26 protein-coding genes are annotated in these 24081 nt (G+C 62.7%); 12 read left to right on the plus strand and 14 right to left on the minus strand.

The window, feature by feature from the left end; genetic code table 11:
- Positions 1–91: 91 nt before the first annotated feature.
- Positions 92–691: a LysE family translocator gene (locus NKJ73_RS00080; RefSeq protein WP_352567933.1), complete on the plus strand. Its 600-nt coding sequence runs from the start codon at positions 92–94 to the stop codon at positions 689–691.
- Here NKJ73_RS00080 and NKJ73_RS00085 read toward each other — a convergent pair.
- Together NKJ73_RS00085 and NKJ73_RS00090 are read right to left on the minus strand one after the other, a co-directional pair.
- On the minus strand, positions 666–878 hold the full coding sequence (locus NKJ73_RS00085; protein ID WP_352567934.1) for a hypothetical protein: 213 nt from the start codon (positions 876–878) through the stop codon (positions 666–668). The two genes, NKJ73_RS00080 and NKJ73_RS00085, sit on opposite strands and share 26 nt — an antisense overlap.
- Positions 879–1024: 146 nt before the next feature.
- Entirely contained in the window at positions 1025–2203 is a 1179-nt protein-coding gene (locus NKJ73_RS00090; protein ID WP_352457527.1) for an MFS transporter, read from the minus strand.
- A gap of 193 nt (positions 2204–2396) precedes the next feature.
- On the opposite strand from NKJ73_RS00090, the gene NKJ73_RS00095 reads away from it, so the two are divergent.
- Together NKJ73_RS00095 and NKJ73_RS00100 are read left to right on the plus strand one after the other, a co-directional pair.
- The gene (locus tag NKJ73_RS00095) at positions 2397–2750 is read left to right on the plus strand and encodes an ArsR/SmtB family transcription factor (RefSeq protein WP_352457526.1); all 354 of its coding nucleotides are present in this window, start codon (positions 2397–2399) and stop codon (positions 2748–2750) included.
- Between the two features lie 94 nt (positions 2751–2844).
- On the plus strand, positions 2845–3591 hold the full coding sequence (locus tag NKJ73_RS00100) for a metallophosphoesterase family protein (RefSeq protein ID WP_352567935.1): 747 nt from the start codon (positions 2845–2847) through the stop codon (positions 3589–3591).
- 66 nt (positions 3592–3657) lie between these two features.
- Here the strand turns inward: NKJ73_RS00100 and NKJ73_RS00105 are convergent, their stop codons facing one another.
- Complete coding sequence (locus tag NKJ73_RS00105) at positions 3658–6042, minus strand: DNA/RNA non-specific endonuclease (protein WP_352567936.1); 2385 nt, start codon at positions 6040–6042, stop codon at positions 3658–3660.
- Between the two features lie 263 nt (positions 6043–6305).
- On the opposite strand from NKJ73_RS00105, the gene NKJ73_RS00110 reads away from it, so the two are divergent.
- The 4 genes from NKJ73_RS00110 to NKJ73_RS00125 all read left to right on the plus strand — a co-directional run bounded on the left by NKJ73_RS00110 (position 6306) and on the right by NKJ73_RS00125 (position 12927).
- The gene (locus tag NKJ73_RS00110) at positions 6306–7196 is read left to right on the plus strand and encodes an SH3 domain-containing protein (RefSeq protein ID WP_352567937.1); all 891 of its coding nucleotides are present in this window, start codon (positions 6306–6308) and stop codon (positions 7194–7196) included.
- 231 nt (positions 7197–7427) lie between these two features.
- Positions 7428–10931: a carbamoyl-phosphate synthase large subunit gene (gene carB / locus NKJ73_RS00115; RefSeq protein WP_352567938.1), complete on the plus strand. Its 3504-nt coding sequence runs from the start codon at positions 7428–7430 to the stop codon at positions 10929–10931.
- A 194-nt stretch (positions 10932–11125) separates the two neighbouring features.
- Positions 11126–12037 (plus strand): potassium channel family protein, encoded by a 912-nt coding sequence (locus tag NKJ73_RS00120; RefSeq protein WP_352567939.1) that lies wholly within the window; start codon positions 11126–11128, stop codon positions 12035–12037.
- A complete protein-coding gene (locus NKJ73_RS00125) occupies positions 12034–12927 on the plus strand; it encodes a hypothetical protein (RefSeq protein WP_352567940.1) in 894 nt (297 codons plus the stop codon). The genes NKJ73_RS00120 and NKJ73_RS00125 overlap by 4 nt, the downstream gene beginning before the upstream one ends.
- 25 nt (positions 12928–12952) lie before the next feature.
- Here NKJ73_RS00125 and NKJ73_RS00130 read toward each other — a convergent pair whose 3' ends face one another.
- The 5 genes from NKJ73_RS00130 to NKJ73_RS00150 form a co-directional block, all read right to left on the minus strand.
- Positions 12953–13303: a Rid family hydrolase gene (locus NKJ73_RS00130; protein ID WP_352567941.1), complete on the minus strand. Its 351-nt coding sequence runs from the start codon at positions 13301–13303 to the stop codon at positions 12953–12955.
- A 68-nt stretch (positions 13304–13371) separates the two neighbouring features.
- Positions 13372–13836 (minus strand): hypothetical protein, encoded by a 465-nt coding sequence (locus NKJ73_RS00135; RefSeq protein WP_352567942.1) that lies wholly within the window; start codon positions 13834–13836, stop codon positions 13372–13374.
- Positions 13837–14220: a DUF6152 family protein gene (locus NKJ73_RS00140; RefSeq protein WP_352567943.1), complete on the minus strand. Its 384-nt coding sequence runs from the start codon at positions 14218–14220 to the stop codon at positions 13837–13839.
- Between the two features lie 351 nt (positions 14221–14571).
- Positions 14572–15060: a GNAT family N-acetyltransferase gene (locus tag NKJ73_RS00145; RefSeq protein WP_352567944.1), complete on the minus strand. Its 489-nt coding sequence runs from the start codon at positions 15058–15060 to the stop codon at positions 14572–14574.
- Positions 15053–15829 (minus strand): transglycosylase SLT domain-containing protein, encoded by a 777-nt coding sequence (locus tag NKJ73_RS00150; protein ID WP_352567945.1) that lies wholly within the window; start codon positions 15827–15829, stop codon positions 15053–15055. Before NKJ73_RS00150 ends, NKJ73_RS00145 begins: the two co-directional genes overlap by 8 nt.
- A 207-nt stretch (positions 15830–16036) precedes the next feature.
- On the opposite strand from NKJ73_RS00150, the gene NKJ73_RS00155 reads away from it, so the two are divergent.
- A complete protein-coding gene (locus NKJ73_RS00155; protein ID WP_352567946.1) occupies positions 16037–16606 on the plus strand; it encodes a methylated-DNA--[protein]-cysteine S-methyltransferase in 570 nt (189 codons plus the stop codon).
- 53 nt (positions 16607–16659) lie between these two features.
- On the opposite strand, the gene NKJ73_RS00160 is transcribed toward NKJ73_RS00155, so the two are convergent.
- The gene (locus tag NKJ73_RS00160) at positions 16660–16986 is read right to left on the minus strand and encodes a hypothetical protein (protein WP_352567947.1); all 327 of its coding nucleotides are present in this window, start codon (positions 16984–16986) and stop codon (positions 16660–16662) included.
- 300 nt (positions 16987–17286) lie between these two features.
- Here NKJ73_RS00160 and NKJ73_RS00165 point away from each other — a divergent pair, with 300 nt between their 5' ends.
- Positions 17287–17499, plus strand: a complete 213-nt coding sequence (locus NKJ73_RS00165) for a cold-shock protein (protein WP_023678332.1) — start codon at positions 17287–17289, stop codon at positions 17497–17499.
- A 277-nt stretch (positions 17500–17776) separates the two neighbouring features.
- Positions 17777–17977, plus strand: coding sequence for a hypothetical protein (locus NKJ73_RS00170; protein WP_352567948.1), 201 nt, complete (start codon positions 17777–17779; stop codon positions 17975–17977).
- Positions 17978–18154: 177 nt separating this feature from the next.
- Here the strand turns inward: NKJ73_RS00170 and NKJ73_RS00175 are convergent, their stop codons facing one another.
- From NKJ73_RS00175 to NKJ73_RS00185, 3 genes are all read right to left on the minus strand, one after another.
- On the minus strand, positions 18155–18763 hold the full coding sequence (locus NKJ73_RS00175; protein ID WP_352567949.1) for a glutathione S-transferase family protein: 609 nt from the start codon (positions 18761–18763) through the stop codon (positions 18155–18157).
- 117 nt (positions 18764–18880) lie between these two features.
- Positions 18881–19735 (minus strand): EAL domain-containing protein, encoded by an 855-nt coding sequence (locus tag NKJ73_RS00180; protein ID WP_352567951.1) that lies wholly within the window; start codon positions 19733–19735, stop codon positions 18881–18883.
- A complete protein-coding gene (locus tag NKJ73_RS00185; RefSeq protein WP_352567952.1) occupies positions 19732–20625 on the minus strand; it encodes an EAL domain-containing protein in 894 nt (297 codons plus the stop codon). Before NKJ73_RS00185 ends, NKJ73_RS00180 begins: the two co-directional genes overlap by 4 nt.
- Before the next feature lie 203 nt (positions 20626–20828).
- Between NKJ73_RS00185 and NKJ73_RS00190 the strand changes: the two genes are divergently transcribed.
- A complete protein-coding gene (locus tag NKJ73_RS00190; protein WP_352567953.1) occupies positions 20829–22031 on the plus strand; it encodes a pyridoxal phosphate-dependent aminotransferase in 1203 nt (400 codons plus the stop codon).
- Positions 22032–22037: 6 nt separating this feature from the next.
- Here NKJ73_RS00190 and NKJ73_RS00195 read toward each other — a convergent pair whose 3' ends face one another.
- Together NKJ73_RS00195 and NKJ73_RS00200 are read right to left on the minus strand one after the other, a co-directional pair.
- Complete coding sequence (locus tag NKJ73_RS00195; protein WP_352567954.1) at positions 22038–22433, minus strand: (R)-mandelonitrile lyase; 396 nt, start codon at positions 22431–22433, stop codon at positions 22038–22040.
- Between the two features lie 30 nt (positions 22434–22463).
- Positions 22464–23060, minus strand: coding sequence for a methyltransferase family protein (locus NKJ73_RS00200; RefSeq protein WP_352567955.1), 597 nt, complete (start codon positions 23058–23060; stop codon positions 22464–22466).
- A 147-nt stretch (positions 23061–23207) separates the two neighbouring features.
- Here NKJ73_RS00200 and NKJ73_RS00205 point away from each other — a divergent pair, with 147 nt between their 5' ends.
- On the plus strand, positions 23208–24074 hold the full coding sequence (locus NKJ73_RS00205; protein ID WP_352567956.1) for an alpha/beta fold hydrolase: 867 nt from the start codon (positions 23208–23210) through the stop codon (positions 24072–24074).
- Positions 24075–24081: the final 7 nt, after the last annotated feature.

Genomic DNA, 24081 nt, shown 5'->3' on the forward strand with positions numbered 1-24081 from the left:
CGGCTATTATATTTGCTAATACAGATCATAGCAAACATTGCATTTACTGATGAGCCAAACAGCCTACCGTGCAGGCTTCAAAGGAAGCAGCATGTTTGAAACCGTCCTTCCCCTCGTCCTGTTCGCGCTGGTCTCAACCTCAACGCCCGGCATGGCCACGACCTTATCGACGGCGTCCGGCGCGCAGTTCGGCTTTCGCCGCTCTATCCCGCTGATGGCCGGGAGTGCGGCCGGCTTGGCCACGGTGGCTGCGGCAGGTGCTGCCGGGCTCGCCAGTCTGCTGGCTGCCGCTCCTTCGCTGCAACTGGCAATGAAAATGGCCGGTACCCTCTATCTGACGTGGCTTGCCCTCAAGATCGGCCGCAGCGGTCCGCCCAACCTGGACGTGGCCATGGCAAAGCCGAACAGCTTTTTGGGCGGCGCCGGCCTGCAATGGATGAACCCAAAGGGCTGGGCCATGGGGCTGGGAGCGGCGGCATCCTTTGCCGCGCTCGCCAACGGGCCGCTGCAGCTCGCCGTGCTGCTCGGCACGGTCTTCGGCCTTGCAGCGGCCCTATCGCTGGCGGCGTGGTGCGTGGCGGGCACGCTGCTCGCCCGGTTGCTGCGAACCGAGCGGCAGTGGCGCATGCTCAACGCCGTGCTTGGCCTGCTGCTGGCCGCCTCGATCATCCCGATGTGGCGGACAGCGTAAGATCAGTCTTTAGCCATGTCAGGCAGCGTAACGCGCCGCCGGCTTGCCCGCCAGAAGACTGCCGAAGAAGCCTTGCGGACGCGAAGAAAGGCACCCCCCCGGCAATATCGGCAAGACCCGGTGCCGTGAATGCTTCACCTTTTTCCAGGCCAACCAGCGCTGCATCGACCAGATCGTCGGCGGTCATGACGATTTCTTGCGGAACGTCGGCGAGGTCGCTTCCGGCAACTTCCCAGAATTCGGCACTGGACGAAATCGCCGCGCTGGATTTTGACGCACCGCCGCCGCGACTTGAACTATCGGCGGCCGGCAGCCAAGCTTTGCTAACAAGCCTTACTCGGCCGGCATCGCCACCGGACGCGCCGCCAGGTGGCCCGCCAGCACGACGCCCAGACCGACGATCGGGAATGCCGCCGCGACCACGCCGAGGTCGGCCGGTGCGCCATAGCGCAGCACCGCGGCGCCGACCACGGCACCCAGTGCCACGCCGAGATAGAGCGCCGAAGCGTTCAGCGACAGCACGATTGGCGCGGCATCGGGCGCCAGCTTGATGATGCGGCTGGCCTGCGCCGGCGGGAATGCCCAGCCGACGATGCCCCACGGCACCATCATGGCCATCAATGCCGGCCCGGCGATCTCGCGCGGCAGGAACATCGGGATCAGCGAAAACGTGACCAGCATCGCGGCACTCAGCGCCAGTGACCAGCAGACGGTGCGCGTCGCGCCGAAACGGTCGGCGGCCTGACCGCCGCCGATATTGCCGATGACCGCGCCAACGCCGAAAGCGAGCAGCATTCCGGGAAGCGCGATCGGGTTCAGTCCGCCGCCTTCGATCGCGAGCGGCGCGACAAAGGCAAAGACGGTGAAGGCGCCGATCAGGGCCAGGATGGTCGTCACCAGGATAGGCATGACGCCGGGGCGAAGTGCCGCTGCCAACCGCATCCGGAGCGGCAGCCTGGTGCCGACGATGCCGCGCGGCAGCCGGTACCACAGGATCGCGCCGGCGAGCGCACCAAGGCCGGCGATGGCAAAGAAGGTGCCGCGCCAGCCGGCAACCGTCGCAACGAGCGCGCCGAGCGGTGCTCCGACCGCGACCGCAACCGTAGTGCCGCCGACGACCACGGCAATGGCGCGGGCGCGGTGATGATCGTCGACAAGCGCAACGGCCGTTCCCTGTGCGGTCGCCGCGAACAAGCCTGACGACAGCGCCATGACGATGCGCGCGATCAACAGCAATTCGAAGGAGGAGCTTAGCGCCGCGGCGACGTTGCCCAACACGAAGAACACCAGCGTCCACAGGATGACGCGGCGCCGGTCCCATTCGCCGGTCAGCGTTGCCAGGATCGGCGTGCCGATCGCATAGGCGAGCGCAAACGCGGTGATCAGCGTGCCGGCGAGCGGAACGGAGATGGCGGCATCCTTTGCAATGTCGGGCAAAAGGCTGGAGATGACGAAACCTTCGGTCGAAATCGTGAACGATCCGAGCGCAAGCCAGATGAGGCGCTTATCCATGGCAATTTCCTTAGTTCAAAGGTTATTGAACAATTGGACATAACAGGGCATGATGTCAATAAAGCCGCTGCAAAATAGCCGAACCATCCTGACAGCCCGGTGTCAGGACGGGGCGACGGGACGAAACTATGTGTCCATTAGCCACGAGAGAAGATGCGTTGAAATCGGCTCCGAATGTGCTTAATTCCTGGGCATGACCTTGCCCCATCCCACCGCCGACCAGATCAGCCTGCCGAACGTGCTTGCCGTGCTCGGCGACCCGACGCGACTGGCCATCGTGCGCTATCTCGCCAGCAAAGAGGGCGTGCCGCTGAATTGCAGCCGGTTCCTCGATCTCTGCTCGAAGACCAATCTGAGCTACCATTTGGCCAAGCTGCGTGAGGCCGGCGTCACCCGCACCGAGGCGGTTGGAACCAGCCGGCTGATCACGCTGCGCCGTGACGATCTCGACCGCCGCTTCCCGGGCCTGCTCGATAGTGTTATTGCCGCGGCCGGCGACGCATCGTTGCCGGCGGTCGGCGGCCACGAGATCGAAGTCCGCGCCTGAACGACCCGAAGCTGGGTTCCGCTCTCGCTCGCCTCGCGAGGCGAGCAAAGTAGCTTCACCCGCCCTCCAGCCATTCCAATTAACGGAGCCTGCCATGCGCATTGCCGTCCTCGCCGACATCCACGGCAATGTCCTGGCGCTCGACGCCGTGCTCGATGATCTGCGGCAGCGCGGCGGCGCCGACCTCATCGTCAATCTCGGCGATTGCGTTTCCGGCCCGCTCTGGCCGCGCGAGACCATGGAGAGGCTCGAGACGCTCGACCTGCCGACGGTGCGCGGCAACCACGACCGCCGCGTTGCCCGCGACACCGCCGACGAGACCATGTGGCCGTCCGACCGCTACGCGCAGGAACGGCTGACCGCAGGCCAGCGCAAGGCGCTGTTCGCGCTGCCCCTCACGCTGGAAGTCGCGCCCGGCATACTCGCCTTCCATGCCCGGCCCGACCACGACGAAAAATACCTGACTGACGCGATCGTCGACGGCCGGCTGGTGCGCGCGCCGCTGGTCGCAATCGGGCGGCGCCTCGGCGCGATCGATCCCGCCTGCCGCATCATGCTTTGCGGCCACAGCCATCGCAGCGAGCTGGTCCGCATTCCCGGCGGTCCGGTCATCTTCAACCCGGGCAGCATCGGCTGCCCGGCCTATCACGATGATACGCCGCCGGCGCATGTCTCCGAGCAGGGCTCGCCGCACGCCCGCTACGGCATCGTCGACTTGCACCCCGACAGTTTCGAAGCCATCGCCGTCGATTATGACCACGAGGCGGCGGCGCGCCAGGCCGAGCAGGCGGGACGGCCCGAATGGGCTCACGCGCTGCGCACCGGCTTCATGCCGGGCTGAGCTTGCTCATGCCTAGCTGAACGGATGACCGCCTTCGAGCGGCAGAAGTCGCGACCGGTCCAATCTTCAGTTGCCAGACGCGGATCGCTTCGATCGCTTGGCAGGACGTCGGGTGCTGGCCGCCGAAGTCTTTGAAGACTTTGGCCGTGACGTCTTGGGCGCCAGTTGCCTCGGGTTGAAAGTCTGTGCTGGAACCGATTCGGAGCCGGCCCGAATGTCGGCGTCGCGCACCTGCTGGCCAAAGTTCAGGCCGGTCAGCTCTTCAATCTCGGCCACCGTCGAAAGGAACTCCGATACCCTGGCAATTTCAAGCGGGTCATCGAATGCCTCGGCACGCTCGCCGAACGCTTCGGGCATCACTTCCAAAACCGGCTTCTGGTCCGCCAGCAGCGCGATGGCGCGCAGGCCAGCTTGATCGGACCACAGCGCGATCTTCCAGAACTTCAGCGGAACATGGCTGTCGAAGCGGTAGGGAGGATCGTCCTCGCCGAACACTGGCCCGGCAAACACCGTGACACGGCCTCGCGTCGTATAGGCGTTGCGCAGCACATAGGTTTCTACCGCGCGCCATCTCAACTTCCCTTTGGAGCCGGGATGGTTAAGCGAGCTTCCTTGATTGAAGAAGCCGACTTGCGGCGCAGCATTGGTATAAAAGAACGTGTCGCGTTCTGCCGCGACCGCCTCCTGATCGACGCCCCATGCGGGGTCGCCGCGAAGTGTAATATGGCCCTTCTGGAACATTCGAGCGATTCGTTCCTTGGATTTTGCGACGGGAAATCCAGGCACATTCTGGCTCGAATAGAATTCCTGGTTCATCTGCTCGCCAAGGTCGATGCGCCGATCCGGCCGGAAAGCATCGCTGGCTTCCGAACCGGAAATCGACTCCACCCCCAATTCGACAAGCGACGGGTTGTCGATGACCGTCTTGTCCTCACGATTGACCGCCTTGGTGCGGGATCCATCGATATTGCAGGCGGTGACGAAGGCAAGCCTGCGATCGGCGTTCATCAAGATCGAAAAATGATGGTAGCGCAATTCGTGTGGGTCCTCTCCCGGTTTGGCAAGAAGGTTCTTGGCCAACCGGTAGGGTGAATTGGTAACCGTCGGCATTGCCAGGACAAAGCCCGGTATGAAGCCGGGCTCATACCCTCCACGATCGTCGAAATCCTCTGTTTTCCAACCCGCGGCCTCGGCGATGGCCACCTTCCCGGGTTCGCTTGCCGGGCCTTTGCCGTCGTTTCGTCTCGCATCGCCTCCGTCGATCAGCGGCGCCCGGACATTTATCTCGACGGGAAAAGTCCAGGTGACCGAGCCATCGGCATTGTGTCTCGTCGCCGGCGGATTGCGATCCGGTTCCGGCCGCTGCACCGGCTTGTCCGGCACATCTTCGCGAATATCGGCGTTCAGCCGAACTGTCTCGTCCATCATGCGCGGCATGCCGGCCCAAATCGCCAGAGCTTGCGAAACCGCCGATGCCGAGGAGCCCGGCAGCTTGGACTTTCTAGCACCCAGATCGTCAACGATGGCGCTGATCCGTATGCCTTCATTGATCTCGCGGGCAAGCGCATAGCCACCTATGCCCGTCACCTCGTGGAACGGGCCGGCCCAATGGTGCAGGGCGATAGGTTCCCATTCATTGTTGAAGACCGGGGAGCCGGACGAACCCTGTTCGGTGTCGGCGACATAGTGCAGCACTTGCACCGTTTCGTCGCGGGCCACCAGCCGGTTTTCACGCAACACCAGTTCCTTGAAGCGGCCATCGGGATGCTGGACGATGTTGGCGATTTCGCCGAGCATATGCTTGTCGCGCGCATCCGACAGCGAGATAAAACCGAACTCCCCCAGTTCCTTTGGACCGGAACGCCGCTCGCCGACTCCGATCAGCGTATAGTCCAGACGCTCTATGCTATCGGTCACGAAACAGGATTCAGGATCGAACAGGAACGTCGTCGGCGTGCGCACGGCATTCGCACCGTCCTGCTCATAATCGAACTGGACCTGGAAGCGCCGGGAATCCGCCGGCGACGAAATCACATGGTTGTTTGTGAGGAACAGCCTTGGCCCGACCAGAAAACCCGATCCTTGTGGATTGCCGTTGAGAAAGGCAACGCGGCCAACCGCATCGGCAGCACGGCGCCCACGCTCGAGGAATGCGACCCCGATGAAATCGAGCGTTGGGCCGAGAATTGCCTCCGGCCCTGGCTGCTTGGCGGCGGCCTTTCTTTCCCCGGCAGACCTCATGTCGATCGCTGCCGATATCATCTCCGCTTCGGTGCGGCTGAGCGACGCCTTTACCTGCAACCTGTCGAGGCGCCTGGAGAGGGTCTGTTCGGCGGCCAGCGGATTGCCGTTGGCGATGTGGCCAAGTGAAGCCTCAATCTCGGCGCGCGTTTTCTTGATACGCTGGCGAACTATGTTTTCCACCTGCGCAAATGTTTCAAGGTCGACCATATTGCCCTCCTCAACCTTACTTGAGAGAGTGCATATTTACATGAAATGTGCAATATTTTGCCGGCTGTTAGTTCACGGAAGTGGCCTGGTCGCGATTCAACACGCGGCACCTTTTCGGGCTTACACAGCGCCGTCTCGTCGCCTATAAAAACCGGCTGGCGTGCGATGGCGCTTTCGTGCCTGGCCGCGCCTTCGGCAATTGAACCTACCGCCCATGGCAGATGATTAGGCGCACAGTAACACTCCCGACGACGCTGCTTGCGATGGTTGCCGCTCCGCTGATGCTGGCGGAGTTGCCGGCCAACGGCCAGGAGCCGGAGCCCATCATCTCGATTGTGACGGGTCTTGCTCCGGATGATCTCCTGAACGTGCGCGCCACGGCGTCGGCCATGGGCAAGGTCGAGGCGCGGTTGCCGAGTGGATCGAGCGTGAAAAATCTCGGCTGCGGCGACGTCAGCGGCCACAAGTGGTGCAAGGTCCAAGACATTGACGACCCGAAGCTGAGCGGATGGGCTCCCGCACGCTACCTCGACCCTATTAATCCCCAGCAAGTGACGCCCCAGGCGGCAGCCGATACGGAGAGCCCTGCCTCTCAACCGCTGCCCGACCTGACAACGCGCCTCGGCGCAACCGGTCCCGAAACGGCGCTGAACTCCGCTGACGCAATCGGCAAGGTGGCGATCGAGGATGCTTACCGCTTGGCCCTGGCCGCTGGAAACCCCTCGACTGGACAGGTTGATGGATCGCCGCCCGTGGCTGCGGACCCCGTCCGGAATTTCGGCGCGGCCAACGCGGCGCCCCCGGCCGACGCACAGACCGTTGCGCGGCTTCAGCCGCCGGGGACACCGGTACCCGGTGCCGGCAACGCCATCCCCTGCGCGCGCTATCTCGGCCAGCCGATGACCAGCTGCAAGGCAGACGTCGTGCGCACCGGCGACAAGACCGACGTGACCGTGACCTGGCCCGATGGCGGCACGCGCATCATCAGCTTCAAGGCCGGCAAGCCGGCCGGTGCGGACGCGCCCGGCGAATTCCGCTTCACCCGCGAGGGCAGCCTGAACATGATCCGCGTCGGTGCTTCCGAACGCTTCGAGATCACGGACCAGTTGGCGCTGGGGGATAGTGGTAAGGGGAATAAGGCAGTAGGGCAGTAGGGCAATATGCTTAAGGGCGCTCGAACCTCTGCCCTACTGCCCTACTGCCCTACTGCCCTACTGCCCTACTGCCCTACTGCCCTACTGCCCTACCCGCATTTTAGGGGGTTACATCCGGCAAAACTCTTCCCTATAAGGCCCTCCTAGCCTGATACCAGAATCGCGCGCACAACCGGCCGGGTCATCCCGTCCGGCTTTTTGTGCAAGCCGCCCGCCGAACGGACCCTCGACATGCCAAGACGCACCGACATCAAGTCGATCCTGATCATCGGGGCCGGCCCCATCGTCATCGGCCAGGCCTGCGAGTTCGACTATTCCGGCACCCAGGCCTGCAAGGCGCTGAAGGAAGAGGGTTTTCGCGTTATCCTGGTCAATTCCAATCCGGCCACCATCATGACCGATCCGGAACTGGCCGACGCCACGTACATCGAGCCGATCACGCCCGAAGTGGTGGCCAAGATCATCGCCAAGGAGCGGCCGGACGCGCTGCTGCCGACCATGGGCGGCCAGACCGCGCTCAACACCGCTTTGTCGCTGCGCCGCATGGGCGTGCTCGACCGCTATCAGGTCGAGATGATCGGCGCCGACGCCACCGCAATCGACAAGGCTGAGGACCGCGCGCTGTTTCGCGAGGCGATGAACAAGATCGGCCTGGAAACGCCGAAGTCGATGCTGGCCAACGCCACCGACGTCAAGAATGCCGACCGCAAGACGCACGAGGCCGAGCGCGCCGCGCTGAAGGCGGAAAAGCCCGAAAATCTCGACGCCGCGCTCGATGCTCTGGAAACGCGCTGGAACCTCGGTGAGGGCGACCGCAAGCAGCGCTATATCAGCCATGCCATGGCGATTGCAGCACAAGCGCTCGACCATGTCGGCCTGCCCGCAATTATCCGCCCCTCCTTCACCATGGGCGGCACCGGCGGCGGCATCGCCTACAACCGCGCCGAATTCTTCGAGATCGTCCAGTCCGGCCTCGACGCCTCGCCGACCACCGAAGTGCTGATCGAGGAGAGCGTGCTCGGCTGGAAGGAGTATGAGATGGAGGTTGTCCGCGACAAAGCCGACAACTGCATCATCATCTGCTCGATCGAGAACATCGACCCGATGGGCGTGCATACCGGCGACTCGATCACCGTCGCCCCGGCGCTGACGCTGACCGACAAAGAGTACCAGATGATGCGCAACGCCTCGATCGCGGTGCTGCGCGAGATCGGCGTCGAGACCGGCGGCTCCAACGTGCAGTTCGCCGTCAACCCGGCAGACGGCCGCCTGGTGGTGATCGAGATGAACCCGCGCGTCTCGCGCTCGTCGGCGCTGGCTTCCAAGGCGACCGGTTTCCCGATCGCCAAGATCGCCGCCAAGCTCGCTGTCGGCTACACGCTGGACGAGCTGGAGAACGACATCACCGGCGGCGCCACGCCGGCCTCGTTCGAGCCGAGCATCGACTATGTCGTCACCAAAATCCCGCGCTTTGCCTTCGAGAAATTCCCCGGCGCCGAGCCGGTGCTGACCACCTCGATGAAGTCGGTCGGCGAGGTCATGGCCATCGGCCGCACTTTCCAAGAATCGCTGCAGAAAGCGCTACGCGGGCTGGAAACCGGCCTGACCGGGCTGGACGAAATCGAGATCCCCGGCATCGGCCATGGCAGCACGGCCGCCAGCCACGTCGACGACCGCAACGCCATCCGCGCCGCCTTGGGCACGCCGACGCCGGACCGGCTGCGCATGGTGGCGCAGGCGATCCGCATGGGCACCTCGCTGGAAGACGTGCACGCGATGTGCAAGATCGACCCGTGGTTCCTCGAACAGATCGCCGGCATTCTCGACATGGAAGCGCGCATCCGCGAGCACGGAATTCCCGAGGACGCCGCCAATCTGCGCATGCTGAAGGCGATGGGTTTTTCGGACGCGCGCCTCGCGTCGCTGGTCAGGAAGGATGTCGAAGAGATCCAGAAGATTCGCGACAAGCTCGACGTTCATCCCGTCTACAAGCGTATCGACACTTGCGCCGCCGAGTTCGCCTCGCCCACCGCCTACATGTATTCGACCTATGAGGTGCCGTTTGCCGGCGCGCTCGCCAACGAGGCTCAGGTCTCGTCGCGCAAAAAAGTCGTTATCCTCGGCGGCGGTCCGAACCGCATCGGCCAGGGCATCGAGTTCGACTATTGCTGCTGCCATGCCGCCTTTGCGCTGCGCGACGCCGGCTTCGAGGCGATCATGGTCAACTGCAACCCGGAGACCGTGTCGACCGACTACGACACCTCCGACCGGCTCTATTTCGAGCCGCTGACGCCGGAGGACGTGCTGGAGATATTGCGCGCCGAACAGGCGGCCGGCGAGCTGGTCGGCGTCATCGTCCAGTTCGGCGGCCAGACGCCGCTAAAGCTGGCGGATGCGCTGGAAAAGGCCGGCATCCCGATCCTCGGCACCTCGCCCGACATGATCGATCTCGCCGAGGACCGCGACCGTTTCCAGAAGCTGTTGCACAAGCTAGGCCTCAGCCAGCCGAAGAACGGCATTGCCTATTCGGTCGAGCAGGCCCGCCTCGTCGCCGGCGAGCTCGGCTTCCCGCTTGTGGTGCGCCCGTCCTACGTGCTCGGCGGCCGCGCCATGCAGATCATTCACGACGAGAGCATGCTGCAATCCTATCTGCTCGACACCGTGCCCGGCCTGGTGCCGGAGGACATCAAGCAAAAATACCCCAACGACAAGACCGGCCAGATCAACACGCTGCTCGGCAAGAACCCGCTGCTGTTCGACACCTATCTCTCAGGCGCCATCGAGGTCGATGTCGATTGCCTCTGCGACGGCAAGTCGACCTACGTCTCCGGCATATTGGAGCACATCGAGGAGGCCGGCATCCATTCGGGCGACTCGGCCTGCTCGCTGCCGGTGCATTCGCTGCCATCGGAACTCGTCGACGAGCTGGAGCGCCAGACGGCAGCACTTGCCCGGGCGCTCAATGTCGGCGGCCTGATGAACGTGCAGTACGCGATCAAGGACGGCACCGTCTATGTGCTGGAAGTCAACCCGCGCGCGTCGCGCACCGTGCCCTTCGTCGCCAAGACCATCGGGCGGCCGATTGCAAAGATTGCTGCCCGCATCATGGCCGGCGAAAGCCTGGAAGACGCCTTCGCCCATTACGGCGCCATGCCCGACCCGCGCAATCCCGGCCACATCGCCGTAAAGGAAGCGGTATTCCCGTTCGCCCGCTTCCCCGGTGTCGACATCCTGCTCGGCCCGGAAATGCGCTCGACCGGCGAGGTCATGGGCCTCGACCGCGACTTCGCGCTGGCCTTCGCCAAGAGCCAACTAGGGGCGGGTGTTGATCTCCCCCGCGCGGGCACGCTGTTTGTCTCGGTGCGCGACGAGGACAAGAAAGGCATCTTGCCGGCGGTCAAGCGCCTCGCCGGCCAGGGCTTCAAGGTGCTCGCCACCTCCGGAACCGCGCGCTTCCTCGCCGAAAACGGCGTCGCCGCGGAGAAGATAAACAAGGTGCTGGAAGGCCGCCCGCACATCGAAGACGCCATCCGCAACCGCCAGGTCCAGATCGTCTTCAACACCACGGACGGCCAGAAGGCGGTGTCGGACTCGAAGTCGCTGCGCCGCGCGACGCTGATGCAGAAGGTGCCGTATTACACGACGCTGTCGGGTGCGGCTGCAGTGGCCGAGGCGATTGCCGCGCTGCGGGCTGGGAGCCTCGAGGTGAGGCCGCTGCAGGAGTATTTTGCGTAGCCGATTAGCCAATCTCCCTCCTTGTGGGGGAGATGGCCGGCAGGCCAGAGGGGGGCGCTGTCCCGCCAACATTGCGATTTCTCCGTGAGGCCTCTCGGCGCTGACGCGCTGATCCACCTTCTCCGACACCAGCCGTTGCGTGAACACACGTGACATGAGATGACTTAAGAATTCTGCCGTTTCGGACTACCAACTTGACGCACAGTCCTGATCCTTTCTTCACGCTTAAACCAGGCTATTCCGTAGTCACGACGGCGGCTGAGTTCTTTTCTATTATCTCAAACTCTAAATCTGGCGTGGTAAAAGACATACTTTTTGAGCCGAACCTCCTTAAGCCGGCGGACAAAAATTCCCGCAAAATTTCTGACTTGACGTTCGAAAACGTTAGTTTTTCGAAAAAGGAAATTCAAGACATAGTCTTCGACAATTGTACATTTGTTGAATGTTTGTTTATACATACCACAGTACGAAAGTGTGAATTTATTAAATGCACCTTTGTAAGAACTAACGTTAATAAAATAACCATCATAGATAGCTATTTAGATCCAGATTCATTCTTAAGATGCCTTGACAAACGAAGACATCAAAATATCGGAGTGCGCCTTTATCAACAACTAATGAACAACAGTGACGATCAGCGCCAGCCAATATTTGAAGCGAAGGCGCGCTTTATGTTCTTTCGCTGGAGACGATACGAACTAAAATATTTGCTGAATAAACCTCAAACATTCAAATGGAGACCGAAAGAGGTATATATTCACCGCGCGCTAATATCTCAGATAGCGTATAGCAAAATTTGGGAATTCGCTTTCGGATCAGGAATTCGACTTTCTTCATATGTGAGAACCGTGTTGTTTGTAATAATCTCTCTTTCGATAATTAATTGGCTCCTCGCGGAGAGGCTCGGACTGAAATTCGGCGATATTCAAGTTGAGAGATTTTCTGACGCTTTGTATTTTACAATAATTACCCTGACCACGCTTGGATACGGCGATATCACTCCCAAGACGGAAATCGGCCGATTAGCCGTGGCGGGATATGCCATATTGGGCTTCGCATTGTTCGCGATACTAGCGTCAATGATCACGCGCAAGGTAGCACCATGACACAAGTGGTCGAGTCCATCTGTGTATTTGGTTCGCACGCTCGTCGATCATCTGACGTCATCAGCGACGGCGACCTATTAATTATATCCTCCAACGATCATCAACTTGACAGGTTGAGTAGCGAATGGTCAGCCAAAGGCTGGTCCGTAGCCGCATACTCGCCGGATCGGTTCTTGAGGATTTGTGGCGAGGGAAGCCTTTTTGTTCAACACATCAAACAGGAGGCAATCTTCCTTCAAGATGATGGGCGTTGGTTGGCCAGTACACTTGAGACTTACAGGCCATGCCCATACTATTCTACCGAACGGGACGATGCCAAATGGATGATCTTTGCATTGCTGCGGGCGAGTCCGACGCTTGATTCACGATACTGCGACGCCGATATTCTCTTTAGCTTGTTTAGAAACGCAGCCATATATATGTGCGCCTCGGAAGGTAGATATGAGTTCGACTACGCCAATTTGGTGAGCGAGCTAAGTTCCAGGTTCGGATTATGCACAAGTGAGCAAGAGGCACTGCTTTCCCTCCGACAGCTCAAGTGGGAATATCGCCAGCGTCTCGCCGGACGATTCCGGATTTCTGCCGTGGCCGTCGCTCGGGAGATCGCCATCAATTTTTTCGCGCAAGAACCCATTGGAGCAGTTGACGAGACTAGCCCGCTCAGGCTCCTCGGGGCCGGCTACGCGACATTAAGGGATGTCGAAAAGAAACTAGTGGCATATTATTCCACCCGAGAACTTGACGGGCAGATCGGCCATCCGGAAATCGACCAGATCTGGCAGAACGTGTTGCAGCCTTCCGGCTACCCTCGCAAATTCTCCCAGATATCCTGCGCGCAACTGCGTGACATTGACTGCGTATTAGCCTCGAAAGGCCGCGTCATCGCTTAGATAGCACCATACAACAGCGCCTCCTCTATAGTGCAGTTGCTCCCGTCAACTCCGCGCCTTGCCCTTGCCGTAAAATCCATGTGGTTCCACAGGATCTCGCACGTGCCGATGGAGCATGGGTCCTGGCGTAGATGCGCACCATCACGACATAGTCCAGCGAGGTGCCCGCCGCTTCCAGGCAGTGTTTCAGCGCCTTCAGCGATGCCTCGGTCTGCGTTTCGATGTCACCGCGCACCAACTCGCCGGTCACCATATCCACCGGCGGCGTCGCCGAGATGAACACGAAACCGTTGACCCTGACCGCCGTCGTGCACGGCAGGCCGAGCGCCTGCACCTTTGCCGACATCACCGGCACCTCGATGACTTCTTTCTTCATGGCAAGCCTCCCTGGATTTGTCGGGAGCTCGCCAGTCCGCTCTGGAAGCGACAGTGCCGCCGCTCACCTCAGCCGAGAAACCCAATAAGCCGCCCCGCAAACAGCACAGCCGTCCACAGCACAAGCGAAAGTACAGCGAGCACGGTCCCGGCCCCACCGGCCGGCTCGTCACTGCCTTTTACGCGGCGCACGAAGACAAGGAAGTTGGCGCCGGCGAGGAGGATGAGTGTCATCTTGGTGAGGAAGATCGGCATCACCGCATACTCGCTCGCCCTGACTGAAAACAGCAGCGACCCCGTGACAAGCGCTCCGCCAAACGCGCCCAATGCCACGCGGCGCAGCAGCGCGACGAACGCCGCCTGCGGCAGCGCGCGGAAGGCGCCCAGGATCCTGAGATCCATGAGCCAGACGCTGGTCAGCAGCGCGCCGACCGACATGATGTGGAGCGCATTGACGATGGGATAGGCGACGAAGGAGGCCTTCAGTCCCCGCACCAAAGCGAGTTGCTCGATGCCGACAAATAACCCGTCCATTCAGGCCGGCGGCACGCGGTCGGGATAGACGTCATAGGTCTTGCCGCCGACGATGACGCGGACTGCCTTCATGCGTTTTTCGCTCTCGTCGCGCGAGCGGTGGCCGATCGCGGCCACCTCGTTGCCAACCTTGGCGACCTCCTCGGTGAGGCCGGCGGCGATCGTGCGGGACGGCGGCGCCATCTCCACCCGCCACACCTCGCCCTCGGCATCGACGTCCAGGGTGGCGTGCGGATTGCCGATATAGATGGCCGTTATCTTGCCCCGGAGTTCGAAAAACCCGTCCTGCGTCCACGACCAGCCGTGATGGGCATAGGCTGCGGTGGCGGCGGCCAGGATCACCGCCGCTGCGAGCGTGACGCTCCGGTTGAAAGGTGACTGCATCGCTCGTCTCCTCGGTACCGGCACTAGAGGGTAGGTCAGCGCGCTGCAGCGTCAAATCACATGAGGGCCTTTTGGTTCGCTGCGCTCCACAGCCATGGCAACGGCATGGATCCTAGGGTCTGCGCTCCGCTTCGCGTTCGCTCCGCCCTAGGACGACGAAGCGAGGGGAGGTTTCCAGCCAATCTCCAACGCCCGCGATTGGCCTTCATGCCACTGTGCCCTTCGTCATCCTAGGGCGGAGCAGGAGCGAAGCGACGTCGCGGAGACCCTAGGATCCATGCCGTTACCTTTGAGCGTCGCAGCCTCAGCTGAATATCAACACACTTATCCGAAGCCAGCTTTGCCCCGCCTTCACCCCGCCCAATCCACCTCGACCATCCCCAGCCGCTGATAGAGCCGGACGGCGGCGGCGTTCTCCACCGTATTGGTCTTGAGATCGACATGCTCGGCGCCCCGCGCGCGAAACTCGGCGAAGGCGTGGCGCATCAGCGCCTCGGCGATGCCCTTGCCGCGTGCCTCGGGGTGGACGGCAAGGTCCTTGACGAAAGCCCGCGTCCAGCAGAGCGCCGCGCCCGCCAGCCGGCCCTTGCCGTCGATGACCAGGAAACACAAAGCTGGGTCGAATTCCGCGTCGCCCGAAATGCGCGGCCACCATTCGTCGAACGGCCCGTCGGTGCCGTCGTCAAACACCGCGGTCAACAGCGTATGCAAAGCGAGTGCATCGGCGGCTTCGAAGGCGCGCATGAAAAAACCTTCGGGCCAGCGCGGCGCCAGAAGCGTGTCGTCGAGAATCTTGCGCAGGCGGATGTCGTTTGGCGCCGGCGGGCGCGGCTCAGGCATCGGGCTGCATGCGGCGGCGCAGGCTTTCGCTGCCGAGGCCGGTTTCGCCGAGCATCCCCTTGCGCTTGGCGTCGTAATAATAGCCGCTCTGGTAGAGCCGGTCGGCGCGCTTGGGGTTGCCGCCTGAGACCAGCCAGGCGCCGCGCAGATATTTCACCGCATATTTCAGATTGGTCTCGGCGTCGAACAGGCCGCTTGCCGGCCCGTCATAGCCCATGCCGCGCGCCGTCGCGTGCTTGATCTGCATCAGCCCCCAATGGCCGTGATTGTAGGCTTTCGGGTTGAAGGTGCTCTCGCGGTTGACGACATGGCGCACCAGATCGACCGGCACCTGGTAGAGCGCGGAATATTTCTCGATCAGCCGCTCGATCTCGCTGCGGCCGCCGGCGTTCGACTGACCCTCGGTGGGGTTGGTCGCCGCCAGAACGGCCGGGTTCTGCGGCACCGTATAGGAGACCGGCTGAACGCCGGGCATGGCCGCGGTCTGTTGGCTGACCGGCATGGCGACGGCTGGCGTCGCGGTAACAGGCTGGGCATTGGCGGTCATGACGGCGGGGGTAGTTGCCGCCAGCGGCGTCGGCCCGGCAAAGGCGGCGGCCGGCTCGACCGGCAGCGCCGCCGTCTGGGCGACGCCGGACGGTTCCGGCAGCACCGAAACCGTGTCGGGCAGCGCCATCGTAAAGCCGGCGTCGGTATTGGCCTTATTTTCGGTAAAGGCCGGCGCCGGGGTCACCGGCGAAGTCGAGGTGCAGCCGCTGAGAGCGGCCACGGCCAACACCGCCACTAGGACGGGAAAGAGAAATTTTGCTGGCAAGCCGCGCTCGGGTCCGGTTCGTCGGGTGTTAAGAAGTCCTTACACCAGCATCTTTCCCCGGGCAATCCGCGGCATTCGACCGTTTTCGGGTGGCGAGCCGGGCCGGGAAATGCGATATTGTTCTGGATTTGTACTTCGAAGGATTCCGGAAAGGAGCACGCCATGGACGCCTCTCATGCCACCGCCGGCCACGCGGTCTTCGAAACCGTGCTCGGCTTCATGGGCATCGCCTGGAGCGAAGCCGGGCTGACCCGGCTCTGCCTGCCGCAGCGCAATCGCGACGCGGTCGAGCGCCGGCTGCTACGCCGTGCCGCCGCCGACCAAGCAGCGAAGCCCGAGCCGCAATGGGTTGCCGAGCTGATCGCGTCGATCAAGGCCTATGCCGCCGGCGGGGATATCGATTTCTCCGGCGTGCCGGTCGATCTCAGCGGCGTCGACGAGTTCCGCCTGGCGATCTATGATGCCGCGCGAAAACTCGCCTTCGGCGAAACCACCACCTATGGCGAACTGGCCAAACGCGCCGGCCATGCCGGGCTGGCGCGTGAGACGGGCGCCGCACTCGGCGCCAACCCGGTGCCGCTGGTCATCCCTTGCCATCGCATCCTTGCCGCCGGCGGCAAGATCGGCGGCTTTTCCGCCCCTGGCGGCTCGGCCACCAAGGAAAAGATGCTGGCCATGGAAGGCGTGCGCGTCGGCCCGCCGCCCCCGGCGCAGGTGTCGTTCGGGTTTTAGGTGTGCTGATATTCAGGTGATGCCGGTACCCCGGCGCACCCATCTCGACCAGCCTAGTCCGGAAGCAGGCGCCGGCGGAAGCGCCGATCGAATTCCACCCGCTTGCATTTATAGACGGTGCACGAATTCGTATCGGCACTCGGCACGGAGGCCCGCGCCCTGACCTCGCCGATGTCGCAGAATTGCTGGCTCCGCACGTAACGGTCGTAGAGCGCCAGCCCCGGCACGCGCGCCGATCTGTAGCGCAGGATGACCGCGCCCTCGCGCGCGATCGTCGCCTGCACCTTGCCGCAGCTCATACGGGTCGGGTCGTAGCGCGAGACGGCCTGCGCCTCGGAAGCCACCAGCGTCAAGCACGCGGTAAGCAGAACGATTTTCATGGGCCCTCTCCCCAAAACCCGGTCGCGCCCGAAGCCGACGCGATCCTCCCGGGTCAGGCGCGCAACAACGACGCTCTCACGCGATTGGGGCGGCCGTTGGGCAGCGTTGCCGCCGCGCCATTTTCCGCCCCGTCTTGTTTTTTGCGCGAAAGCATATTATATGCGGTCCATTGATATTTCGGCCGATCGATCCGGGCCTCGCGATATTCGCGTTTGCTGACGTTCTATCTCCAAAATCTCGATACAAACCGGCTGGGTTTCGGTCCAGTCAAACTAAAGCAAACGTAAAGGACTATCGAAATGGCAACAGGTACGGTCAAGTGGTTTAATTCCACCAAGGGTTTCGGCTTCATTCAGCCTGACAGCGGCGGCGCGGACGTTTTCGTTCACATCTCCGCAGTCGAGCGTGCTGGACTGTCGACCCTGGTTGAAGGCCAGAAGATCAACTTCGAGATCGAGCAGGACCGCCGCACTGGCAAGTCGTCCGCTGGATCTCTGAGCAAGGCAGCCTGATTTTGCGAATGGCGCGCGCCGGGCTAACCCCGGGGGCGCGCGGCAAGTCACGGATGTACTGGCGGTCGCGCGAGAAGCGCGCCGGAGCGGAAGACCCCGACAAGCCGAAGCAGCAGATTGCTGCCGGCCCGGCCAAAACGCTCCCGATCAGGCTACCAAGCATGGGAAGGCGGGATTTTGTCCCGCCTTTTTGCTGTCTGGATTCCAGTGAACTGCCGCCTTGGTCCTATGGGCCACTTCGTGGTTGTTTTTACCCCGGTCATGGTACCATCGACCCGTGAGCGAGCTTGAACAGATTGAGAAATCCATCGCCGAACTAAGCCCCGAAGAGCTCAAGGCGTTTGCCGCATGGTTCGAGGCGCTGCAGGCCGACATGTGGGACCGTCAGTTCGAAGCCGACGCCAAGGGCGGCAGACTGGACAAGCTTGCCGAGCAGGCATTGACTGATCATCGCGCCGGCCGGACCCGGCCTCTGTGAATCATTTTGCCACTCCCTCGTTTTGGGAGGCCTACGCAAAACTGCCCTCGTTAATCAGAGCAAAGGCGTGCGAGCATTCACGCCACCGGCCGAAGGCCGCAAGCCCGACCGGGCGTCGCGCCTGTAGGCGCGCCCCGTCCGGAGCAGCCGCGAAGCGGCGACAGCGTGAGGACAGAACTACCCCACCCACTCCAGCGGCACATGCCCCGGGTCGGCCTCGACCCGTCGCAGCCAGGCGGCCACCGCCGGATAGGCGTCGAGCTGAAACCCGCCCGTCTCGGCCGTATGCGTATAGGCATAGAGCGCAACGTCGGCGACGCTGAGCGCATCGCCGGCGAAGAAGCTGCTCCCGGCCAGGTGCTTGTCCATGACGCCGAGCGCCTTGTTGCCGCGCTCCAGCGTCACCGCCAGCCGCTCGGGCGTTGCGTCCTTGGCTCTTTCAGGGAAGGTCAGCAGCGCCCTGCGCACGGCGATATAAGGCTCGTGGCTGTATTGCTCGAAGAACAGCCACTGATAGGCCAGCGCGCGTTCGTATCTGTCCGCCGGCAGAAACCGCGTGCCTTCGGCGAGATGGAGCAGGATGGCATTGGATTCGGCCAGCCGGCGGCCGTCGTCGAGTTCGAGCAGCGGCACCATGGCGTTCGGGTTTTTCGCGACATAGTCGGGCTTGCGCGTGTCGCCGGTGTGCGAGCTGACCTCGACATTGGTGAAAGCGATGCCGAGCTTGGCCATCAACAGGCGCGGCTTGTAGCAATTGCCGCTGTCGATCATTCCATAGAGTATCATCGGTGCTCCCCCTTGCTCGCAACCACCCGTCTCAGGGATTGATCCAGCCTCTATCGCGGCAGCGGCGGCTTCATCCAGTGATTTGTTTTGGCGTAACTATCAGCGCCGCTGATGCATTCATCCGAACAAGGGGATGACGTTGTTATCCCTGGCAAGCAGCCTGTCGATCGACAGAGGCTCCTCGTCGAACAGCGTACCGGCCAGCGCCGGCCGGGCAAGGTAAAAGCCCTGCAGCAGGTCGACGCCGCCATCCAGCGCGACGCGCAGATGCGTGGCGTTCTCGACGCCTTCGACCAGCACCTTGGCGCCACGGTCGTGCAGTGCCGAAACCAGCGGCCGGAAAAACCGCTCGGCGGCGGCATGGCGGCAGAATTCTGCGAACCAGGTGCCGTCGATCTTGACGATGTCGGGCTGCACCAGCGCTACCCTTTCTTCGGTCGAATGCCCGGTGCCGAAATCGTCGATGGCGATGCGGACGCCGTCGCGCCGCATCTCGCGCGCCAGGCTGACAAGCACCTTGTCGCCGGCCGCCTGCTCGGTGATCTCGCAGACCAGCATGCCGGGATGCAGGCCGAAATCCGTCAGATGCCTGGTCATCAGCCTGATTTCGGCCAGCGCCCGTGCGGGGTCATCGTTGATCAGCGGATTGTAGTTGAAGAAGAGGTCGAGCCCGTCGACGCCGATGTTGCGGAAGTTGCGCAAATGCAGCACCCGGCACATGGTTTCGACAAACAGCCGATCCGCTGCCGGCACGCCTTCGAAGAACATTTGCGGCGCCACCGGCCTGCCTGCACGATGCGGCTCGATCAGTCCCTCGACCGCGACGGCGGCGAGAAACCTGCCACGCGGCGCGAAGACCGGCTGGTAGGCGCTCCTCAGCCGGAATGCGCCGTAGACGCCATATTCAATGCCGACCTCGTCGGCAAAGGTCGCTTCGCCGACCTTGCGCCGCATGTCGGCCCGCCCGGTCACGATGCCACCCTGCGGCCAAAGGTCCGCATCGGCCGCCGCGATGGCGAAACGGCCGCGGGAACTTTTTCCTTATCGGGCGACACCGCTGATGCTTGCCCGGCCTTGTCGAAGACGTGAAAGCTGGTCGGTGCAAGCTCCGGGCGTGCCAGCACGAAGCCTTGCACCATCGAGGCGCCCGACTTTTCGGCAAGCTCAAGCTGCCAGCCCGTCTCGATGCCCTCGAATACCGTACGGATGCCTTGCTCTTCGAAGCTTGTCACCATAGCGGTCAGCAAGGCGAAGCCGGCACCGGACTCCATCAGCGTCATGATCCAGTCGGCGTCGAACTTGACGATGTCTGGCCTGAGTTCCTTGATGCGATTGATGTCGGATTCGTCCGCGCCGTAATCGTCGACGGCAATGCGCAAACCATTGCCCCTGAGCGCCTCGACGAAATTGTAGAGCGTTTCCTGCGACGCCGATTTCTGCTCGGTGACCTCGCAGACGACGCGGCGCGGATCGATGTCGGCCTCGTGCAGCACCAGCCGCATGTCGCGCAGCGCCTTGTCGGCGATGCTGCGGTCGGTGAACACCGATGGATCGAAATTGATGAAGATGGAGGCGTCTCGCGGCAGGCAGGCGCCGGCGTTCAGAAGGTGCAGCGTCCGTGTCAGCGCCTCGATATGCAGGCGGTCGACCGCCGGACAGCTGTTGAAGAAACTCATTGGCGGCTGCGGCTCGCCTTCGCGGAACGGCCGGATCAGCCCCTCGAACGCGACGACGGAAAGCTTGCCCTTGTTGAAGGCGAAGATCGGCTGGAACGCGCTTTGCAGCGTATAGACCCCCCAGACACCGCTGGCGGTGCCGTCATCATGGCGGATGATATGGGCAAGCCCGATGCTGCGCGTCACGGTTCCTCGCTATGCGAGACTGGCGGACCGGCCACGGTCCTGCCGTTCTAGCTTTTACCGATCGTTGGTGAATTTATTGTTGCCAGCATTGCGCGCTGGCTCATTCGACAATGCCTGCGCTGGGCTTGCGCTTGACAAGATGATGCGACATGAGAGGCGCCGCGGCGCCGTCGCCGCGCCGGTCTTTTCTGGAGATATCTGTCATGGCCTTTCTTGCCGACGCACTTTCCCGCGTAAAGCCTTCCGCGACCATCGCGGTGACGCAGAAGGCGCGCGAGCTGAAAAACGCTGGCCGCGACGTGATCGGGCTGGGCGCCGGCGAACCGGACTTCGACACCCCCGACAACATCAAGAACGCCGCGATCGAGGCCATCCGCCGAGGCGAGACGAAGTATCCGCCGGTATCCGGCATCGTGCCGCTGCGCGATGCGATCGCAAAAAAATTCAAGCGCGAGAACAATCTCGACTACCGGCCGGAGCAGACCATCGTCGGCACCGGCGGCAAGCAGATCCTGTTCAACGCCTTCATGGCGACGCTGAACCCCGGTGACGAGGTAATCATCCCGCGGCCCTACTGGGTGAGCTATCCCGAAATGGTGGCGATCTGCGGCGGCACCTCGGCCTTTGCCGACACCTCCATCGACAACGGCTTCAAGCTGACGGCGGCCGTGCTGGAAAAGGCGATCACGCCGCGCACCAAATGGCTGTTGATGAACTCGCCTTCCAACCCTTCGGGCGCCGCCTACACCGAAGCGGAACTCAAGAGCCTGGCCGACGTGCTGTTGAAGCACCCGCATGTCTGGGTGCTGACCGACGACATGTACGAGCACCTGACTTATGGCGACTTCGTCTTCAAGACCATCGCCGAGGTCGAGCCTAAGCTCTATGAGCGCACGCTGACGATGAACGGCGTGTCGAAGGCCTATGCCATGACCGGCTGGCGCATCGGCTACGCGGCAGGCCCGGTGCCGCTGATCAAGGCGATGGACATGATCCAGGGCCAGCAGACCTCCGGCGCCTGCACCATCGCCCAATGGGCGGCGGTCGAAGCGCTGAACGGCCCGCAGGATTTCATCCCGAAGAACAAGGCGATCTTCCAGGGCCGGCGCGATCTCGTCGTCTCGATGCTCAACCAGGCGCGCGGCATCACCTGTCCGTCGCCGGAGGGTGCGTTCTACGTCTATCCCTCCTGTGCCCAGCTGATCGGGAGGAAGACCAAGAGCAGCAAGGTGATCGACAGCGACGAAACCTTCTGCTCGGAACTGCTCGAGGCCGAGGGCGTGGCGGTTGTTTTCGGCTCGGCCTTTGGCCTCGGCCCGAACTTCCGCATCTCCTACGCCACGTCGGAGGCTCTGCTCGAAGAGGCCTGCACGCGCATCCAGCGCTTTACCGCCGCGCTGGTCTGAGACGTTTCAGCCGCCATACTGCTCGTCGTTCACCTTCTCCAGCCAATCGACATGCACACCCTCGAGCGCCTCCTGCATGGCGATGTGGGTCACCGCCGATTTGGGCGCGGCGCCGTGCCAGTGCTTTTCGCCGGCCGCAAAGGAGATGACGTCGCCGGCCCTGACCTCCTGCAGCGGGCCGCCCCAGCTTTGCACGAGACCGGCACCGGACGTGACATAGAGCGTCTGGCCGAGCGGATGCGTGTGCCAGTGGGTGCGGGCGCCGGGCTCGAAGCTGACCAGCGTGGCTCTGAGCCGCGCCGGCGCCTCTTTCTCGATGATCGGCGTCTGCAAAACCCGGCCAGTGAAGTATTTTTCCGGCGCAACAATCGTCGGCACGCTGCCGCAGGCAATAATCTTCATCGTCGCAAGTCCTCGATTCAATCCAGTGTCTTAGACCCTACCACTTTCGTCCGATGCCGGCTGCATCTCCTGCCGGCTGCGGGCAAAACGCGGCCAGAACAGACCGGTCCGCGTGCGGTAAACGTCGTAGGCATCGGCCAACCTTGTCCGCGAAAATTTACGCTCTTCGTCCAAGGCTGCGATCACGTAGATCGTAACGATGCCGGCGACCGGCACCACCGCCCAGACCGACCAGGTCGCGATACCCCATCCGATCCAGAAGATGATGTAGGACGTGTAGAACGGATGCCGGACATGGAGATAAGGGCCTTCGGTCACCAGGCTGTCGGGATTGTCAGGATCGAATGCGAACCGCAGCCGCGCCTTGCGGGAGACCGAGATCGCCCACCAGAACAGCGCCGAGCTTGCCAGTTCGATGGCGAGCCCGCCGATCTTCGCCGCCACCGGCTGCCGCTCGATCCACAGCAGCGCAAGAAAGAACAGCGCCGTGCCGACCACGACGGCCGAAATGATCATCGCGCCTTGAGACATGGTCTGCGACTGGAAATGCGCGCGCATCGACCAGGCATATTGCCCGAGCGTCGCGATGCTGCTGATCGAGAGGAGAAGGTCGAGCGTGGATTCCATCATCAGGGTCCCGGGGTTAGCTGTGGTGGATTCGTTCATCATACCCGGCGCAAGCCGAGAAATCATTTCTTAACCACCGTTCTAAACAACATGGTGACCTCGGCATGCGATGTTGACCTGGAGACAATCCCAAGGTCCAAACCAGATATGGCCGTTTCCCACCGCACGATCCGCACGCCGCAAGCGGATTTGCGCCTCAGCCAGTCGTCGGGACCCGGCATCCCGCTTGTCCTGATCCACGGCTCGGGCAGTTCGCGCGCCGTATTCGCCCGCCAGTTCGACAGCCCGTTGGCCGCTGCCCATCGGTTGATTGCTTTCGACCTGCCCGGCCATGGCGAATCGTCGGACGCCCGCGATCCGGCGACGGACTACACCATCGCCGGCCTTGCCCAATCGGCGGCTCAGCTCCTCGATGTTTTGGGGATCGGCCGCGCCGTCGTCTTCGGCTGGTCGCTTGGCGGGCACGTGGCAATCGAACTCGCGAGTTTTCACCGCGCCGTCGGCGGGCTGATGCTGACCGGCGCGCCGCCGGTATCGAAGGGTCCTTTCGGCATGCTGCGCGGCTTCCACGCGCATTGGGACATGCTGCTGGCGTCCAAAAAGACGTATTCCGAACGCGATGCCGAGCGCTTCGAGACGCTGTGTTTCGGCGACACCGCCGATCCGTCCTTTCGCCAAGCCATCCTGCGCACCGACGGCCGGCTGCGCGCCGCGGTGACGCGCGGCATGCTCACCGGCAAGGGCGCCGACCAGAGACAGGTGGTCGAGCAAGCCGCGTTTCCGGTCGCTATCGTCAATGGCGAGAACGATCCGTTCGTCCGGCTCGGCTATTTTGAGACGCTCGCATACGGCTCGCTGTGGGAGCATTGCCACATCGTCTCCGGCGCCGGGCATGCGCCTTTCTGGGAGCGTGCGGACCTGTTCAATCCGTTGCTCGCGCGCTTTGCCGAGACGGTGGCGGTGCAGCGCGTGGACGCACCCCCGCTGGCGTCGCGCCTGACCGGCACCGGCTGAACCGGCC

Origin of the sequence: Mesorhizobium sp. M0074 (genome assembly GCF_040322975.1) — a bacterium.
Classification (GTDB): domain Bacteria; phylum Pseudomonadota; class Alphaproteobacteria; order Rhizobiales; family Rhizobiaceae; genus Mesorhizobium.